The sequence below is a fragment of the Kosakonia sp. WA-90 genome (assembly GCF_039871955.1).
Lineage (GTDB): Bacteria > Pseudomonadota > Gammaproteobacteria > Enterobacterales > Enterobacteriaceae > Kosakonia > Kosakonia oryzendophytica.
The window spans coordinates 32,192-51,189 of the sequence record NZ_JBDPLJ010000004.1 but is presented as its reverse complement, the minus strand read 5'-3'; the positions used below and the strand labels follow the sequence as shown (position 1 = coordinate 51,189).

Sequence of the window (18,998 nt, the reverse complement as noted above, 5' to 3'; positions counted from 1 at the left end):
GTCCATGTTGCGGATTACCTTCCCGATGTATCTGAGCCTTTTTCACGCATCGACGCCAGGCGGTAACGCAGAGCACGGGGAGTAATGCCAAGAACGGCAGCCGTTTTGGTTTTGTTTCCCTGATGCTGCCTGAGTACTTCACTGATGTAGTCATACTCCGCATTGCGCCCGTGCCGGCGTACATCAGAAATCATGGCTTCGCCCGGTTTCGCCTGCGAGTGGGGCGTCGGCAGCCCCAGATCGGCGGCGTTGATCTCGTCGCCGTCTGCAAGGATCACACCGCGCTTCACCACGTTTTCCAGCTCGCGGATATTGCCAGGCCAGTCATGATTCAGCAGTGCCCGACAGGCTTCATCACTCAGACTTACCCTTCGCAGGAAACAGGACTGATACTTGTTCAGCAGAAACCGGGCAATCGGCAGAATATCCTGTGGGCGACTCCGCAACGGGGGAATGTGGATCGGCACCACCGCAATGCGGTAAAACAGATCCTGGCGAAAACGCCCTGCGTCCACTTCACGCTGAAGATCTTTATTCGTCGCCGCAATCAGGCGGATATTCAACGGCAAGCATTGACGACTCCCGAGTCGTTCAACCTCCTGTTCCTGCAAGACACGCAGCAGTTTTGCCTGCATCGCTGGCGACATATCGCCGATTTCATCCAGTAACAACGTACCGCCGTTTGCTTGCTCAAACTTTCCCGGAAGGCTGGTCACAGCCCCGGTAAAAGCACCTTTTTCATAGCCAAATAACATCGCCTCCAGCAGATTTTCCGGGATGGCGGCACAATTGACGCCGACATAAGGTGCATCATGCGCATAAGCATTGTCGTGAATATACCGGGCCACGCACTCTTTGCCGGTTCCGGTTTCACCACTAATCAACACCGGGACTGGATATTTGGCAAGACGGCGGGCTAATGAAAAAACATTTTCGCTGGCAACCGAGTGAGTAATAAATATATTCCCTTTACTTCCGCCATAATCAATAAAATGCGTCATTAGCACTTACCAAGGAAACTGTTAAATATAAAAAAAGGCCCTATCATGCCAGACGTTTTATCCGTCAGTCAGAATAGGGCAAAAAAGACTTATATCTCAGCACGACGAATTATACCGCTCGAGAAAAAAATGTCTTAATAATCTTAAATATTAAAATATTAATCCATATAAAACATATGGATACTTAAAAAATCATCCATTACACATAATCATTTAATAAATTTCTTATCTGTGCATTGCTGACAGCTCAGAATGAAAAACGCGCACTGCCACAGGCCTCCCGTGCGACTCTGTCGGCCCTTTACGTAGACATGATTTGACCGCCATCACACTTAGTGCGCTGACCCGCCTGATTGAATAAATTATTCTTATTTTTATCCTTATTAATAATATATTATTCCTTATACAGCGCCACCATTAGTGCGGCAGGCAAAGTACACACTGAAAAGTTAAGTGAGACATTGATGAACATTGATCTATCCAAACTGACCACCGAAGGTCGCAACGCTGCGAGCGCCCATATTGACATGCTCTCCACCGAAGAGATGCTGAAGGTAATCAACGCTGAAGACCAAAAAGTGGCACTGGCGGTGGAAAAGGTGATCCCGGCAATCACCCGGGCGGTCGATGCCATAGTCGGGGCATTTCGCAAAGGCGGGCGCTTAATCTACTGTGGCGCAGGCACTTCCGGTCGGCTGGGGATCCTTGATGCCAGCGAATGTCCCCCCACCTACGGCACCCCGCGTGAGCAAGTGGTAGGGTTAATTGCCGGGGGGCATCGCGCCATTTTGCAGGCGGTAGAAAACGCTGAAGACAGTCTGACACTCGGCGTCGATGACCTGAAAGCGCTTAATTTCAACGCACATGACGTACTGGTTGGCATTGCCGCCAGTGGCCGCACACCGTATGTGATCGCCGCCATGCAGTATGCGAAAAGCCTTGCGGCAACCACGGTCGCCCTGACCTGCAATGACGGTAGCGAAATGGCCCGCATCGCCGACATCGCCATTGTACCCATTGTCGGCCCTGAGGTAGTCACAGGCTCTTCGCGCATGAAAGCCGGCACCGCACAAAAAATAGTGCTCAATATGCTCACCACCGGCGCCATGATCCGCAGCGGTAAAGTCTACGGCAATCTGATGGTCGATGTGGAAGCCACCAACCTGAAGCTGGTGCAACGCCAGATCAATATTGTGATGGAAGCAACCGGCTGCGATGCAGACACGGCCTCTCTGGCGCTGAAAGCGTGTGAGGGCCACTGTAAAACAGCGATCGTCATGGTTCTGGGCCAGCTCAGCGCTACGCAAGCAACACAATTGCTCCAGGATAACGGTGGTTTTATCCGCCAGGCACTGGTTAATGCGGGGATAAAGTGATGGTGAAAATCACGGGACAGCTTATAGCGAACATCGTGGAGTTGGTCGGCGGTAGAGACAACATTAAAACCTGCGGCAACTGTATGACACGGTTGCGTCTGACATTAAACAATGAAGAGCAGGTTGACTATGAAAGCCTTAAAGCCCTGCCAGGTGTGTTGGGTGTAGTGAACAGTGATGATCAATTACAAATTATTGTCGGTCCGGGGAAAGCACAAACCGCCGCAGACACCCTGAATACGCTGCTTGGACATGAACACGCCCCCGCCGAAGCCGCAACACTGCAAAGCGTTGCGCGCGACACCAAACAGCAGATGAAAGCAAAACAGACCAGCGCGGTACATCAGTTCCTGTCGAAATTCGCCACGATTTTCACCCCCCTGATCCCCGGTTTTATCGCCGCCGGGATGCTGCTCGGTGTGGCCACATTACTCGAGCAAAGTCTGCTGAGCGGCGCGGCGCAAAAGAGCGCAACCCTCAGCCATCTGGTGGGGTATATGAAAATATTCGGCAAAGGCTTGTTCACATTTTTGCCGATCCTGATTGGTTATAACGCGCAGAAAGCCTTTGGTGGCAGCGGCGTTAACGGCGCGATCATCGCTGCACTGTTTGTACTCGGTTATAACCCGCAGGCCACCAGTGGGTATTTCTCCGGTATCGATAACTTCTTCGGTATGAGTATCGATCCGCGCGGCAATATTATTGGCGTCTTGATCGCCGCCATCCTCGGCGCGTGGATTGAACGGCAAATACGCAAAATCGTGCCGGATAACCTCGACATGATCCTCACCTCATTACTGACGCTGCTGATTACCGGGGCGCTGGCCTTTACAGTGATAATGCCGATTGGCGGTGAGTTGTTTAAGGGCATGTCGTGGTTGTTTCTGCACCTGAACGGTAACCCGTTTGGCTGTGCGGTGCTGGCTGGTCTGTTCCTGATTGCCGTGGTTTTTGGCGTACATCAGGGCTTTATTCCGGTCTATTTTGCGCTCATGGATGCGCAAGGCTTTAACGCATTGTTTCCGATCCTGGCTATGGCGGGGGGTGGTCAGGTCGGCGCAGCGCTTGCGCTCTATTTCCGTTCACCGCCGCATTCTGTTATCCGCAACCAGATCCGTGGTGCGATCATTCCCGGCATTCTGGGCGTTGGCGAACCGTTGATTTACGCCGTCACGCTACCGCGTGTTAAGCCGTTCATTACTGCCTGTATTGGTGGCGCATGCGGCGGTTTCTTTATTGGCCTGGTGGCATGGCTGGGGTTGCCGGTGGGCCTCAATACTGTGTTTGGCCCGTCCGGTCTGGTCGCCCTACCGCTAATGACGTCAGCTCAGGGGATCTACGCCGGTATGGCGGTCTACGCAGCCGGCGTGGCGGTTTCGTATGTGTGCGGTTTTGTCGTCACCTGGTTCTTTGGTCACAAAGCAGTGGACTTGAACTGATCGCCAGGGCGGTGCGCCGCCCTGCGTTTTACTCGTCCTGATAACGTTCTTTCCAGATATCCAGTGTACGTGGCACCTGAGTTTTATCCTCCCGCGTGGTGAAGTAATGCAGTTGCAATTTTCCACCCGGTCGCGCAGGGGGAAACAAGCGTGCAGCCCAGATATCACCCTGTGGCGTGTAGATAATCATGGCGGTTTGTCGGTTGGCCGCACCGCGCAGCCACATCGAGACGACCGTCGCCCCCATATTGTCCCGGTCGTTTTCGTAGATAAACACATTGGCTGTATCCACAAACTGCTGATAATCCTCCCCGACCAGCGCACGGAATTTCTGGTCCAGCGCGTCCGTGGGGAGAACCCCCAACGAGTAGAGCGTCGCTGATGGACGCGGATCCTTCTCTGCGGGCTGATACACCCCATCAATAAACGCACCGTTGGGCATAATGAGTCGACATCCCCACTCTGCATTGCTGTGTACCTGCAAAGCGCCATCCTGCTTGGGAATGATCAAGATTAAGCAGTCGCTGACATCGTGAATATTTTCAACCAGCACCATACCGTAGACTTTACGTGCCTCAGCAGTAAATTCTTGCCGGTTAACCCCGGCCCATACGCGGATGTCCGTGTCGATACTCCATTCACTGCTGCGGCTAAACTGAAGCACACTGCCGCTCATATGGGGCGCGAGCATATTCCACCACTGCCCTTGCCACGTAAAATCCGTTTTCACGTCTGACACCATATTGATGCCTTTGTAATAAGCGCGGCGGATGCAGTTATCCGTTGTGCAAGTTTGCAGGGAGGCTTCCCACGCAGCATATTGCTGGCGTATTGAACGGGTATCGTCATGATCCAACCTTGAACGATAGATAGTATCCAGCGTTTGGTCGAGCCAGCGCAGATTGTCATTATTGCAAATCGTATTTTCCAGTGGTGTTGCCGCACGCCTGCAGTTCACCGCCCATGCGCTGCAGGCATACAGGTTTAATAAAATTAAAAGGCCACCAAATAAAAGGCGATTAACCATGGCAAATATTCTTCAAGGTTAGCGATTCGCAGTGTGGGAATTATAGATGATTTTTACTAAGAAATCGTTAAGCAAATTAATAAATTAAACTAGTTAAGTCGACCTTAATTTGTGTCGCTTATATTCTTATTTTATTTTTTTAAATCACAAATCGGCGTTCAAAATCGATATTACCGAAAGCAGCATGGCTGCAGAAAATAACGGATTGTGAAAAGCCCGGTAGCAAACCGGGCTGCAGAAGTATCAAAACGCGTAGGAAAGACTGCCCACAATGTTGCGCTCGGCGCCAAAATAGCAGTAAGAGAGGGAATTACAGGCGGCAATATAGCGTTTGTCCGTCAGGTTATTGACTGTGACCTGCGCACTCAATCCTTTCAGACCCACCTGCGCCAGATCGTAACCCACTGCCATGTCTACCAGCGTATAGGAAGGCAGCGTGTGCGTATTCTGGCGATCGGACGTCATGCCATTCACATAACGCGCGCCGGAACCCACCGTCAGACCCTTTAACGGGCCGGTTTTCACATCGTAGCTCAGCCAGGCGCTGGCCTGATTGCGCGGCGCGTAAACGGCGCGTTTGCCCTGCTCTTCCGCGCTGCTCCTGGTGTAGCGAATATCATTGTAGGTATAAGACGCCTGCAATCTCAGGTTATCCGTCAACTGCCCCACCGCTTCCAGTTCAAGACCTTCAGACTCGATTTCACCAATCGAGCGATACGGATCGGTTGGCTCCACTTTGGTGGCAATATTTTCCTGATTAATCCGATACACCGATGCGCTGTACATCGTCTGCGATCCTTCCGGCTGGAACTTCAGCCCCGCCTCCCACTGCTTCCCTTTCATCGGCTTGAGGATATTGCCGTACTCATCAGTAAAGCTGGTTGGCGTAAACGCAGTGGAGTAGCTGACGTACGGCGCAAAACCGCTATCGAACAGATACATCAGCGCGGCACGGCTACTGACGTGGTTTTGATCCAGCGTATCGCTGCTGTCATTGATCTTATTGACGTTCGTGATCTTCACCTGATCGTGACGACCACCCAGCGTCAGCCGCCATCTGTCCAGCGACATTTGATCCTGCACGTAGATCCCGGTTTGCTCCAGCTTATGCTTTTCGCGGCTGTAGACCGTGATCGACAACGGATCGGCACCATAGACCGGGCTGAAGGCATCGATCGCCGGGAAACTGCCGTAAGAGGCCGTAACATCATTATTGCGACGCTGATAATCAACGCCCAAAAGCACGCGGTGGTTGATCATGCCAGTGTCGATGCTGCCATCGATCTGGTTATCCAGGGTGATGGCCGAAAGCGATTCATCAGAGCCGGAATAGCCGCGATTCAGTTCGCTGTCGTTTAGCCAGCCTGCGGCATACACCTGGTTCAAATCGACATTGGTACGGAGGTAACGCAGTTTCTGGCGAACGGACCAGCCACTGTCGAACGCATGTTCGACGTTGTAACCAACCATATTTTCCCGGCGATCATACTTATCGTATTTGTCTTCCCCTTCGAAGAAGGTATTGGAAATTTTCTGTCCGGCATGGGAAACCACTGTGCCTTCATAAGGCAGGCCAGAGTGGCTACCGCCCTCGGGGTCGCGATGCAGATAGGCCATCAGTTCAAGACGCGTGTTGTCGGTAATACGCCATGTCAGGCTGGGCGCGATGGCGTAACGCTGCTCTTTCAGGTGATCAAACTGGGAGTCCGCATAGCGCGTCATGCCGGTTAAACGTACCGCCACGCGGTCGTTGTCATCCACCGGGCCGGTCACATCAAACGCGGCACCGCGCTGGTTATTGTTACCGGCAAACAGTTTAACTTCACCGCCGGGGTCAAACGACGGTTTACGGGAGTTCAGCGCCACAATGCCGCCTGGCGAAGAGCGCCCATAAAGCACCGATGCCGGGCCACGCACCACTTCAACGCTATCGAGGAACCAGGGATCAATGACCAGAGAACTGTGCGAATTGCTATCGCCCATCATCTTCAGACCGTCGAGATAGATATTATCCAGACTGCCATCGGAGAAGCCACGCAGCACAATATAGTCAAAACGGTTCGATGCGCCGATCTGGTTGCTGTAAACGCCCGGCGTGTAGCTGACTGCCTGGCGAACGTTAATAGCACCCTGCTCTTCATACTGCTGGCGCGTCACGATGGAAACCGCCTGCGGCGTTTCGATATCCGGCGTTTCCAGCTTGGTTGCGCCACTCTGCATTTGCGAAGTCACCACCACAGTATCCTGGGTGGCTGCGGTTTCCGCCGCCGCCAACCCGCTCATTCCACCTGTGATACAGCCAATCATCAACGCCAGTCGCGTTTTTGCGAACATGAAAATCTCCAGAAGCCGTTATTATTGTAAATAAGAATTATTACCTTTTTGGATTCCATCCTCGCTATGCGCAATGACGAGTCGCATATGCGCAGTGACGAAACCTATTGCAGGAGAGAAAAAGGATCTACACGATCAGCTGAAGGGGATCAGGAAACGCGCACTTCGCTGGGTGCAACGCCGTAACGACGGCGAAAGGCGGTTGAAAAGTTGGTGGCATGCTGATAACCCGACATCCACGCAGCCTGCTGCACACTATATCCCTGTGCCAGATAGCTGCGCGCCAGCTCAAGGCGACAGTCACGCAGATAGTCGAACACTGACTGACCATAAGCCTGGCGGAATTTCACCCGCAAACTGCTGGAGCTCATGGCCGCAAGCTGCGCCAGCGCATCAAGGGTGTAGGCTTTTTCCGGCTCTTGCTCAAGCAGGCGGCGCACGTTTTCCAGCCGGTGCTGCTCACTGTACGTTGCGACGCTACGCTTTTCACTGCCCTGCATGCGGCAAGACAACGCCTGTCCCAGCAGTTGCAACATCAGCCCTTCCATCATCAACTGACGCGACAGGCCAGGCCCGGCGCTCTGCTGCGCAGCGTGCAGCCCCGAAAGTAAAAACGCCGGAACCTGCCATAAGAAGGTCGGCGCGCCGCCCGCTTCCCATTGTTGCAACAACGCCATCAGCAACGGTGACTGCAAGCAACGGGCGGGATCGACACCCAGCGACAGCGTACGCAAATGGTAATCCGCCAGATGACTGGCATTCATCACCTGATGCTCGCTGAGGCGCGAGGTAAACGCCATGCCAGCGCGCACCACAAATTCCTGCCCGTTAAGACGCAGCATCACACAGCCTTCCAGCACCACCAGCATATAAAGCGGGCAACTGTGCAGCGATGTGGTTTCATAAGGTTGAAGAACGCGAATATCGGAACGGGTCAGATTGAGGCCAGAAGAGAGGGTCATCTCTTCCACGTCCCCGCGGATCACCATCCGCTGCGCTTTAGTAAAGTCACTGTCGCCGGACAACGCCGGGAAGCGATAATCGATGCCATAGCGTTCGCCAAACCCGATAAAGTCTTCAACCGAAAAGTGTGTTTTTTGCATAGCCGGCAGCCGTCGCGATCCTGTCGCCTTCCTTGTCCCGGGCGGGACGAAATGGCTTACACCTTACCATTGGCACCGAAGCGCTTCAATAATATTGAGAATTATTCTCACATACGAATCGCAGGATTTTAATACACTCAGCCGGTAGCCAGCGAGGTCAGGATCTGCTGGCGCAACCATTTGTGCCCCGGATCGCGGTGCAGCCGTTCATGCCACAGCATCAGCATGTCGAAGCCCGCCAGCTCAACTGGCGGTTCAACCACGCTTAATGCGTCGGACGTCGCCACCAGCCGTTCCGGCAACACCGCCACCAGATCGGTTCGCGCCAGTGCGTCCAGCATAAACAGGAAATGCGGCACTGACAGCACCACATTGCGCGTCAGTCCGCGCTGCGCCAGCGCGAGATCGGTTGCCGCGCGAAACCCGCCGCCCTCCGGCGACACAATCACATGTTCGAGCGAGCAAAACTGCTCAAGCGTGGGCCGACGCTGTAGCGCCGGATGGTTTACGCGCCCCGCCAGGACATAGCGTTCGGTGAATAGCCATCGCTGGTGTAAAGCGGGTGGCGAACCATCGCGCAGATGGAAAAAGAGATCAATATCCCCCTGCTCCGCCTGGCGCTGGATCTGTCCGGGATTGAGTTCAAAGATAGCCAGACGGCTGGCCGGTGCAGCGGCGCGCAGCCTGGCAAGCAACGGCAGCAGCACTGCCGTTTCAGTGTAATCCGTGGCCGCCACGCGCCAGGTCACCTGCGCCTGAGCGGGGTCGAACTCACTGACCGGAGAAACAGCGCGTTGCAATGCATCCAGCGCCTGGCGTAGCGGCTCACGCAGACCATCGGCTCTGGCCGTGGGTTGCATGCCGCGCGGTCCAGGTAGCAGCAACGGATCGTCAAAAATCTCCCTTAGTCGCGCAAGCTGTACGCTGACAGAGGGCTGAGAGAGATTCAAACGCTGTGCCGCACGCGTGACATTATGCTCGCTGAGCAGCACATCCAGCGTCAGCAACAGGTTGAGATCCAGCCGATGAAGATTAACCATAACTATACCTGTGATAACAGCAATTAATTTCTACTATATCGCCGCCTCACCTACCCTGCAGCTTCAATCTTATTGCCGGGAGTTGTTATGAACGTACTGATTGTTTATGCCCATCCGCAGCCCCATTCCCTGAATGGGGCGCTGAAAGAATTTGCCGTACAGCATCTGGAGAGTGCGGGTCACAGCGTGGAGGTCTCTGACCTGTATGCCATGCAATGGAAGTCTCAGCTAGACGAAAACGACAGCAGCAGTGCCCCGATTGGCGACGTGTTTCACCCGTCTCTCGATTCAAAACACGCCTTTGAACAGGGTACACAGTCAGAGGACATCGCCGCTGAGCAGGCGAAATTACAACGCGCCGATGCGGTGATTTTTCAGTTCCCGCTGTGGTGGTTCTCCATGCCCGCCATTATGAAAGGGTGGGTGGATCGCGTTTATGCCTGTGGTTTTGCCTACGGTGTGGGTGAACACAGCGACAGCCATTGGGGGGATCGCTACGGCGAAGGTCGCCTTGCGGGTAAGCGCGCAATGTTGCTGGTGACCACCGGCGGCTGGGCGTCGCATTACAGCCCGCGCGGCATCAATGGTCCGATCAACGATATCCTGTTTCCGATCCAGCATGGCATCTTGTTTTACCCCGGCTTCACGGTGCTGCCACCGCTGGTGATTTACCACAGCAGCCGCATTGATGAAGCGCGCTATGCCGCACACTGTGCCGAACTGGCTGAACGCCTGGATACGCTGTGGCAAACACCACCGCTGCCATTTCGCCAGCAAAACGGCGGCGATTACGACATCCCGGCGTTAACTCTGCGGGAAGACATTCTGCCGGGCGAGCAAGGTCTGGCTATTCATGAACATAGCAAAGCGTGACATCCCTAATTAAACTGGCGTAATAACCTTGCGCCGGTTTAATTAATTTGCAACAACTCACAATGCCTTCAAATTAACTCCACAGCATTTCGCTATTATTTTCCTGCGCAATTTTCCATACTTCTTCATTATTTCTTCATAACGTCAGTTTTTGTAAATTGCCATTATTTGCGCAGAAAATACTTACTCGTAAAACATAAATTCGTTTACTCTATTTACTGATGAGAACGATCATTCTCAAACCGAATTCACGAGGATCCGACATGCAGCCGAAAACATCGCAGGAACAGCGCCATCAGCAGCGCAAAGATGAGATCATTGCCGCTGCCCGCAGGCGTTTTCGCGCCAGCGGTTTTCATGCCGCCAGCATGTCGCAAATCGCGCTCGAAGCGCAACTTAGCGTAGGGCAGATCTACCGTTACTTCGCAAGTAAGGACGCGATCATTGAAGAGATGATCCGCCGCATCATCGACTACCGCATTGCGGAGATGGAAAACAAGACAGAGACCAGCCACCTGCCAGAAGCGCTGGCCTGGCGCCACTCTTTGAGCCCGGATGATGATGCGCTGATGCTGGAGATGGCCGCAGAAGCGACCCGCAATCCACAGGTTCAGGCCATGATGATCGAAGCCGACGCACGGATGTTTGAAAACGCCTGCAATTATATGCAAAGCCGACACCCGCACCTGAGCACAGAGCGTATCCGTTGTTGCGTGGAATTACTGGCGGCACTGATGGAAGGCACCACATTGCGCTGTTTAACACCGCAAAAATGCGACCCAACGCAATTACAATTGTTGTATCAGGAAATCACCACGATGCTTTTTGCAGACAAATAAATAATTCAAAAAATAAGGGAATATAAACCTTAACCTACATATTGCTATATCCAATATATAGCACATCCGCCTGCGCCTTATCCTGTTTAAAAAAACGGGCAGGCTTCGCTCATGCCAGGAAAAAGAGAAATGAAGTTAATAAAAACAACGTTAGTGGCCGCCCTCGCCCTTGTTGGTTGCGATAATGCCACCCCGCCTGCACAACAACCGGTCCAGGAAGTCGGCGTAGTGACGTTAAAAAGCCAGCCGCTCGCGATCGCCAGCCAGTTGACTGGCCGCACATCTGCCTCGTTGTCCGCTGAAGTCCGCCCGCAGGTTGGCGGCATTATCCAGAAACGCCTGTTTACGGAAGGCGATACGGTAAAGGCCGGGCAGGCACTTTACCAGATCGATCCTTCCAGCTACCGCGCGGCGTTTGATGAGGCCGACGCTGCGCTGAAGCAAGCGCAAGCGCTGGTAACGTCTGACTGCCAGAAAGCGACCCGTTATGCGCAATTGGTGAAAGAGGATGGTGTTTCACGCCAGGATGCCGACGATGCGCAATCCACCTGCGCACAGGATCGCGCCAGCGTGGCCTCGAAAAAAGCCGCACTGGAAACCGCACGCATCAATCTGAACTGGACTACCGTCACCTCACCGATTGCCGGACGTATTGGTATCTCTTCCGTGACGCCTGGTGCGCTGGTAACGGCGGAGCAAACCACGGCACTGGCAACCGTGCGCGGGCTGGACAGCATGTACGTCGATCTCACCCGCTCAAGCGTTGATCTTCTGCGTTTGCGCCGACAAGCGCTCGCCAGCGACAGCAATACCCTGAGCGTCACGTTAACGCTGGAAGATGGCAGCACCTACAGTGAAAAAGGGCGTTTAGCGCTGACCGAAGTCGCCGTTGATGAAGCGACCGGTTCCGTCACCCTGCGCGCTGTGTTCCCGAACCCGCATCATCAACTGCTGCCGGGGATGTTTGTTCGCGCTCGCGTGGAAGAAGGGGTGATGAACAACGCGATCCTCGCGCCACAGCAAGGGGTCACTCGCGACGCCAAAGGCAACGCCACCGCACTGGTGGTCAACGCACAGAACAAAGTGGAACAACGCACCCTCGAAACCCGCGACACCTATGGCAATAAATGGCTGGTGGTGAGCGGCCTGCAAAGCGGTGACAAGCTGATCGTGGAAGGCACCGATAAAGTTGCCGCCGGCTCAACGGTAAAAGCCGTTGAGGTCCAGGAAGCGAACGGAGGAAAAGCCTGATGTTCTCCAGCTTCTTTGTGCGTCGCCCGGTTTTTGCCTGGGTGATCGCCATTCTGATCATGATGGCCGGTATTCTGGCGATCCGCACGCTGCCCGTAGCGCAGTATCCGGATGTTGCGCCGCCAGCAATCAAAATCAGCGCCACCTATACCGGTGCGTCGGCGCAGACGCTGGAAAACAGCGTCACGCAGGTGATCGAGCAGCAACTCACCGGGCTGGATAACCTGCTCTACTTCTCCTCCACCAGCAGTTCGGATGGCGAAGTGGATATCACCGTTACCTTTGAGCAGGGAACCGACCCGGATACCGCCCAGGTTCAGGTGCAAAACAAAGTGCAGCAGGCGGAATCCCGTTTGCCGACCGAAGTGACCCAGTCCGGAGTGACGGTCGTGAAATCCCAGAGCAACTTCCTGTTGATCATGGGGTTGTACGATAAAACCGATCGTGCTACCAGTTCCGACATTGCCGACTGGCTGGTCAGTAACATGCAGGATCCGCTGGCCCGCGTGAACGGCGTCGGTAGCCTGCAAGTGTTCGGCGCGGAATACGCGATGCGCATCTGGATGGATCCGAACAAACTGGCCTCCTACTCGCTGATGCCGTCGGATGTACAGTCCGCCATTGAAGCGCAGAACGTACAGGTCTCCGCCGGTAAAATTGGTGCACTGCCATCGTCCAGCAGTCAGCAGTTAACCGCCACCGTACGCGCCCAGTCACGCCTGCAAACGGTGGCGCAGTTCCAGAACATCATCATCAAGAGTGAAAGCAGCGGTGCGGTAGTGCGCGTGAAAGATGTCGCCCGCGTCGAAATGGGCAGTGAAGACTACAATGCCATTGCCAAACTGAACGGCCACCCTGCGGCCGGTCTGGCGGTGATGCTGGCGCCGGGCGCTAACGCGCTGGATACCGCCACGCGGGTCAAGGACAAAATCGCCGAGTATCGCCATAGCATGCCGCAGGGTTATGACGTGGCGTACCCGAAAGACAGCACGGAATTCATCAAAATCTCCGTCGAAGACGTGGTTAAAACGCTGATCGAAGCCATCGTGCTGGTGGTCTGTGTGATGTACCTGTTTCTGCAAAATATCCGCGCTACGCTGATTCCGGCGCTGGCGGTGCCGGTGGTGCTGCTGGGTACGTTTGGCGTGCTGGCGCTGTTTGGTTACTCCATTAACACCCTGACGCTTTTCGCCATGGTGCTGGCGATAGGGCTCCTGGTGGATGACGCCATCGTGGTGGTGGAAAACGTCGAGCGTATTATGCGCGACGAAGGCCTGCCCGCCCGCGAAGCAACCATCAAGTCGATGGGTGAAATCTCCGGCGCGCTGATTGCGATTGCGCTGGTGCTCTCCGCTGTATTCTTGCCGATGGCCTTCTTTGGCGGCTCGACCGGGGTGATTTACCGTCAGTTCTCGGTCACCATCATCTCGGCGATGGCGCTGTCAGTGGTGGTGGCGCTGACGCTGACACCCGCGCTGTGCGGCGCGGTGATGCAACACAGCGTACCGCATAAAAAAGGTTTCTTTGGCGGCTTCAACCGCTTCTACAACCATACCGAACACCAATACCAGCACGGTGTTATGCACGTTTTGCGCCGCGCGGTGACGGTCATTGGCACTTACGCGGTACTCTGCGCAGCAATGGCGTTTGTCATGTGGCGACTGCCCGGCAGCTTCCTGCCCACGGAAGATCAGGGCGAAATCATGGTGCAGTTCACTCTGCCAGCGGGCGCGACGGCAAACCGCACTGAAGAGGTCGCCAGCCAGGTCACCGACTGGTTCCTGAATAAAGAGAAAGCCAACACCGAAGCGATCTTTACCGTTACCGGCTTTAGCTTCAGCGGTAGCGGGCAGAACGCCGGGATGGCCTTCGTCTCGTTGAAAAACTGGTCCCAGCGCGCGGGATCGGAAAACACCGCACAGGCCATTGCGTTACGCGCCAGCCGCGAATTGAGCAGCATCCGCGATGCCAGCATCTTCGCCATGACGCCGCCATCTGTGGATGGTCTGGGTCAAAGTAACGGTTTCACCTTTGAACTGCTGGCCAGCGGCGGTACCGATCGTGACCAGTTGCTGAAGTACCGTAACCAGTTGCTGGGCAGCGCGAACCAGAGCGTGGAACTGCACGCCGTGCGCGCTAATGACCTGCCGCAAATGCCGCAGTTGCAGGTGGATATCGACAGCAATAAAGCCGTGGCATTGGGCCTGTCGCTGAGCGATGTCAGCGATACGCTCTCCAGCGCCTGGGGCGGCACCTACGTGAATGACTTTACTGACCGTGGCCGTGTGAAAAAGGTCTATATCCAGGGCGACAGCGACTCGCGCTCCGCACCGTCCGATCTCAATAAATGGTATGTCCGCGGCAGCAACAATGACATGACGCCGTTCTCTGCTTTCGCCACCACGCACTGGGAGTTCGGCCCGGAAAGGCTGGTGCGTTACAACGGTTCAGCGGCCTATGAGATCCAGGGCGAAAACGCTACCGGCTTCAGCTCCGGCGTGGCGATGACCAAAATGGAAAACCTGGCCGACAGCTTGCCCGCGGGGACAACCTGGGCATGGAGCGGTCTTTCATTGCAGGAAAAACTCGCCAGTGGCCAGGCCATGAGCCTGTACGCCATCTCGATTATGGTGGTCTTCCTCTGCCTGGCGGCACTGTATGAAAGCTGGTCAGTGCCGATTTCGGTGATCCTGGTGATCCCGCTGGGTGTACTGGGTGCTGCGCTTGCCGCGTGGATGCGCGGACTGAGTAACGACGTGTACTTCCAGGTGGCACTGCTGACCACCATCGGCCTGTCGTCAAAAAACGCCATCCTGATTGTGGAGTTCGCCGAAGCGGCGGTGCAGCAAGGCAGTTCCTTGTCACGCGCTGCACTGCGCGCCGCACGTACACGTCTGCGCCCGATCATGATGACCTCACTGGCGTTTATCGCCGGGGTGATGCCGCTGGCAGTGGCGACGGGCGCCGGAGCAAACAGTCGCGTCGCCATCGGCACCGGCATTATCGGCGGGACGTTAACGGCAACGCTGCTGGCCATCTTCTTTGTTCCTCTGTTCTTTGTACTGGTGAAAAAATTGTTCGCCGGTAAACGCGCACGTCAGGAGTAATTATGTTGCGTATCAGTGTTCTTTTTCTGGCCCTGTTGAGCGCCGGTTGCGTCTCGTTAGACCCGACCTATGAGCGCCCGCAGGTACCGATCCCCGCGACGCTACCGGGGAGCAGCGGCCAGGCGCAAGCCGTGGCCACCGACTGGCAGCAAATTGTTAACGATAAGCGCCTGAAACAGGTGGTCAGCGACTCGCTGACCAAAAACCGCGATGTGCAAAAAGCGATTGCGGATATTGATGCAGCCCGCGCCCTGTATGCGGAAGACCGCTCAGCATTGTTCCCGACGGTCAATGCCGAGCTGAGCAATACCCGCAGCCGGACTGTTGCCAGCGGCCTGACCAATAGCGCCGAAGCGGATGGCGCGGTGTCCAGTTTTGAGCTGGACCTGTTCGGCCGTAACCAGAGTCTGACCCGTGCTGAGCGTGAAACCTGGCTTGCCAGTGAATATACCGCGCAGAACACCCGTCTCAGTCTGGTGGCGGAAATCACCACCGCCTGGATAACCCTGGCGGCGGATAACAGTAATCTTGCGCTGGCCAAACAGACAATGGAAAGTGCGCAAAACTCGCTGAATATCGTCAAACGAAAACAGCAGGTTGGCGTAGCAGCGGCGAGCGATATTGCCGATGCCATGGCGGTATTCCAACAGGCGCGCGCCAGCGTCGCCAGTTATCAGACGCAAGTGGCGCAGGATAAAAACGCCCTCAATCTGCTGGCAGGTGACACCGTGGCAGACTCACTGCTGCCGGGAACGCTGGAAAGCCTGGCGGATAACAGCATCACCCTGACACCCGCGGGCGTCTCGTCTTCCGTTCTGCTACGCCGCCCGGATATTCAGGAAGCGGAACACAATCTGCTGAGCGCCAATGCCAATATTGGCGCTGCTCGGGCAAACTTCTTCCCGACCATCTCACTGACCGCCAGCGCAGGCGTGGGCAGTGACTCGCTCTCCTCCCTGTTTAGCCACGGCATGAAGGTATGGTCATTTGCGCCGTCCATCTCCCTGCCGCTGTTTACCGGCGGCAAAAATACGGCAGAGCTGCGCTATGCGGAAGCGGAGAAGAAAGGGTTGATCGCCACTTACGAGAAAACCATTCAGAGCGCGTTTAAAGATGTTGCCGATGCGCTGGCCCGTCGTGAAACGCTGAATGAACAGCTTGATGCACAGCGCCAGTACACAGCGGCAGAGCAGAAATCGCTGGATATCGCCCGGCGTCAGTACACTGCCGGCACCGGCGATTACCTGTCCGTGCTGACCGCACAGCGCGCATTGTGGACGGCGCAGGCGTCACTGATTTCATTGCAGCAAACCGATCTGGAAAACCGTGTGACCCTCTGGCAATCACTGGGCGGCGGCGTGCGTTAATGGTTTTGCGCCGGGTTTTTCCGGCGCACTCTTTTCGGAGTTTGTTATGTCACGGATATCCCCTGCGTATGCCATCGTACTCGGCATGCTGACGGCCATCGGGCCCATTTGCACCGACCTCTATCTGCCCGCCCTGCCGGATATTACCCGGCAAATGGACACCACCAACACCTTAACCCAACTCTCACTGACGGCGTCATTGATTGGACTGGGCCTTGGGCAGCTCTTTTTCGGCCCGTTAAGTGACAGGATGGGGCGCAAGCGCCCGCTGTTGCTGTCGCTGCTGCTGTTTATCGTGTCGTCGGTACTGTGCGCCAGCACACAGGCTATACACGGATTGATTTTCTGGCGCTTTGTTCAGGGGATTGCGGGCGCGGGCGGCTCCGTCCTCTCCCGCGCCATTGCACGTGATAAGTATCAAGGCACGCAGCTGACGCAGTTTTTCGCCCTGCTGATGACCATTACCGGCATCGCCCCTATTGTCTCTCCCATACTCGGCGGGTATATCACGTCGTTGCTGCACTGGCGCGCGCTGTTCTGGACCATGGCGATCATCGGCGTGGTACTGGTGCTCTGCGCCACACTGCTGCTAACGGAGACCTTGCAGGAGAGAAGCCACAGTGAAAGTTTGCTGATAACGTCGCTCATCGTGCTGAAAAACAGGCAGTTTTCCACCTTCTGCTTTATACAGGCGTTTATGCTGGCCGGGTTGTTCTCGTATATCGGTTCCTCGTCGTTTGTCCTGCAAAACGAATACGGTCTGACGCCAATCCAGTTCAGCCTGGTGTTTGGCATTAACGGCGTGGGGATGATTCTTTCCGCGTTGATTTTCGCCCGTTTGGCGCGGCATATCAGCGGCGTGACGCTGTTAAAAAACGGTCTGGCACTGGCGGTGCTGCTGGCGTTGATGACTGCCGTTTTTGCCTGGCTCAATATGGCGGTGCTGGCGCTGGTGGGGCTGTTTTTCACCGTTGCGGTCAATAGCGGTATTTCGACCATTGCCGGTTCGGCGGCGATGAACAGCGTCGATGCTCGCCATTCAGGTACCGCCTCGGCGCTGCTGGGGATGTTGATGTTTGTTTTTGGCGGCATCGCCACACCGTTTTCCGGGCTCGGTGGTGAAGCAATGTGGAAAATGAGTATCGCCATTGTGCTGGCTTACAGCGCTGCAATGGTGATCCATATTGGCGGGCGGCAGCGTAGCAAGAGACAATGATAAATTGGTGGAAATCCATGGTCTCAAGAGTGTTGAACGGCGAGCGACAGCTCAACATCAATCACATCAAGAAATTAGCTACACGTTTTGGCCTGTCGCCGCTGATGTGTATTTCCTGTACCTAGCCCTTCTTTCCACCCGGTTTTAACCCACGGTGAAACTCATTAATGCGTTTCACCGTTTTAATGGCCCGTTGTGAGGTGGCGGACGCCACCGACAGGATGATCATCTCCAGGCACAGCAATACCGTGCCGTGCAGCGGAATTTTGCCCTTCTCGCCGCCACGCGGCACGTGGATCACCACATCCGCCTCCTGGCTAAAGCGCGAATCCACAGCATTGGTCAGTAAAATAACCGGAATGCCCAGCCGCCGCGTCTCTTTCAGGGTGGTTAACCCTTCGCGATGCGCCGATTTCTGCGCCATCATGATCATCACATCACCGCGTTGCAGGTTGATGAGCTGCTCCGACAAGGCGATCCCCGTCCGGTTAAGCGGCGTGGCAGGCAGCCCGATACGGCTGAACAACCGGGCGCTATATTCCGCCAGAATGCCCGATGCGCCGATACCGAAAATCGCCACCTGACGCGCCTCAACCAGTAAGGCGACAGCCTGAGCAATGGCGTAGCGGTTATCCGGCGCGGAGAGGATGTCACAGGTGTGTTGATGCCCTTCCAGCACAAAATCGATCCCGGAATTCACATCACAGGAGAGCGCATTTACCGTGGTGGTCATCTTCTCGGCGGATGAGATAGCCGGGCCAAACCAGTGCTCCAGCGTCTGCTTTAAATCCCGTAGCCCGGCAAAACCCAGCGCCTGAATCGCGCGTACCACCGTCGCATCGGAGGTCTGCGTCGCCGCCGCGATTTCAATGGCGGTATGCTCCAGCACCCCTTCCCGGTTTTCATTGATATAACGCGCGACGGCCTGCAAGCGCGGCGACAGCGTATGCGCCCGCGCCCGAAAGCGCTCACCGTAGACATCCACGCGGCCTTTGGCTTTTTTGGTGTTCAGCATGCTGGTTGCC

14 protein-coding genes and 1 pseudogene are annotated in these 18,998 nt (G+C 55.3%); 9 read left to right on the top strand and 6 right to left on the bottom strand.

Annotation, left to right across the window (positions count from 1 at the left end; genetic code table 11):
- Positions 1-14: 14 nt before the first annotated feature.
- Entirely contained in the window at positions 15-1,001 is a 987-nt protein-coding gene (locus ABGA49_RS09105) for a sigma-54 dependent transcriptional regulator (RefSeq protein ID WP_088237330.1), read from the bottom strand.
- Positions 1,002-1,465: 464 nt separating this feature from the next.
- Between ABGA49_RS09105 and murQ the strand changes: the two genes are divergently transcribed.
- Both murQ and murP read left to right on the top strand, forming a co-directional pair.
- Entirely contained in the window at positions 1,466-2,377 is a 912-nt protein-coding gene (gene murQ, locus ABGA49_RS09100; RefSeq protein WP_347665467.1) for an N-acetylmuramic acid 6-phosphate etherase, read from the top strand.
- Complete coding sequence (gene murP, locus ABGA49_RS09095) at positions 2,377-3,816, top strand: PTS N-acetylmuramic acid transporter subunit IIBC (protein WP_061497988.1); 1,440 nt, start codon at positions 2,377-2,379, stop codon at positions 3,814-3,816. Before murQ ends, murP begins: the two co-directional genes overlap by 1 nt.
- A 28-nt stretch (positions 3,817-3,844) precedes the next feature.
- Here murP and ABGA49_RS09090 read toward each other — a convergent pair whose 3' ends face one another.
- From ABGA49_RS09090 to ABGA49_RS09075, 4 genes are all read right to left on the bottom strand, one after another.
- A complete protein-coding gene (locus ABGA49_RS09090; RefSeq protein WP_245191396.1) occupies positions 3,845-4,774 on the bottom strand; it encodes a hypothetical protein in 930 nt (309 codons plus the stop codon).
- A gap of 312 nt (positions 4,775-5,086) precedes the next feature.
- Positions 5,087-7,177: a TonB-dependent siderophore receptor gene (locus tag ABGA49_RS09085; protein WP_347665466.1), complete on the bottom strand. Its 2,091-nt coding sequence runs from the start codon at positions 7,175-7,177 to the stop codon at positions 5,087-5,089.
- Positions 7,178-7,326: 149 nt separating this feature from the next.
- Entirely contained in the window at positions 7,327-8,280 is a 954-nt protein-coding gene (locus ABGA49_RS09080) for a helix-turn-helix transcriptional regulator (protein ID WP_134318901.1), read from the bottom strand.
- A gap of 137 nt (positions 8,281-8,417) precedes the next feature.
- Positions 8,418-9,320, bottom strand: coding sequence for a LysR family transcriptional regulator (locus ABGA49_RS09075; protein ID WP_134318902.1), 903 nt, complete (start codon positions 9,318-9,320; stop codon positions 8,418-8,420).
- A gap of 87 nt (positions 9,321-9,407) precedes the next feature.
- On the opposite strand from ABGA49_RS09075, the gene ABGA49_RS09070 reads away from it, so the two are divergent.
- The 7 genes and pseudogenes from ABGA49_RS09070 to ABGA49_RS09040 all read left to right on the top strand — a co-directional run.
- Positions 9,408-10,193, top strand: coding sequence for an NAD(P)H-dependent oxidoreductase (locus tag ABGA49_RS09070; RefSeq protein WP_134318903.1), 786 nt, complete (start codon positions 9,408-9,410; stop codon positions 10,191-10,193).
- Between the two features lie 263 nt (positions 10,194-10,456).
- Positions 10,457-11,032: a helix-turn-helix domain-containing protein gene (locus ABGA49_RS09065; RefSeq protein WP_347665465.1), complete on the top strand. Its 576-nt coding sequence runs from the start codon at positions 10,457-10,459 to the stop codon at positions 11,030-11,032.
- A gap of 129 nt (positions 11,033-11,161) precedes the next feature.
- Positions 11,162-12,283: an efflux RND transporter periplasmic adaptor subunit gene (locus ABGA49_RS09060; RefSeq protein ID WP_061498002.1), complete on the top strand. Its 1,122-nt coding sequence runs from the start codon at positions 11,162-11,164 to the stop codon at positions 12,281-12,283.
- Complete coding sequence (locus ABGA49_RS09055) at positions 12,283-15,390, top strand: efflux RND transporter permease subunit (protein ID WP_088237324.1); 3,108 nt, start codon at positions 12,283-12,285, stop codon at positions 15,388-15,390. The genes ABGA49_RS09060 and ABGA49_RS09055 overlap by 1 nt, the downstream gene beginning before the upstream one ends.
- A gap of 2 nt (positions 15,391-15,392) precedes the next feature.
- Positions 15,393-16,757, top strand: a complete 1,365-nt coding sequence (locus ABGA49_RS09050) for an efflux transporter outer membrane subunit (protein WP_347665464.1) — start codon at positions 15,393-15,395, stop codon at positions 16,755-16,757.
- 46 nt (positions 16,758-16,803) lie between these two features.
- Positions 16,804-17,973 (top strand): multidrug effflux MFS transporter, encoded by a 1,170-nt coding sequence (locus ABGA49_RS09045; RefSeq protein WP_347665463.1) that lies wholly within the window; start codon positions 16,804-16,806, stop codon positions 17,971-17,973.
- Between the two features lie 11 nt (positions 17,974-17,984).
- Positions 17,985-18,098, top strand: a pseudogene (locus ABGA49_RS09040) (transcriptional regulator); the annotation flags it as partial.
- On the opposite strand, the gene ABGA49_RS09035 reads toward ABGA49_RS09040, so the two are convergent.
- Positions 18,095-18,988 (bottom strand): MurR/RpiR family transcriptional regulator, encoded by an 894-nt coding sequence (locus tag ABGA49_RS09035; protein ID WP_088237321.1) that lies wholly within the window; start codon positions 18,986-18,988, stop codon positions 18,095-18,097. The pseudogene ABGA49_RS09040 and the gene ABGA49_RS09035 sit on opposite strands and share 4 nt — an antisense overlap.
- Between the last annotated feature and the right edge of the window lie 10 nt (positions 18,989-18,998).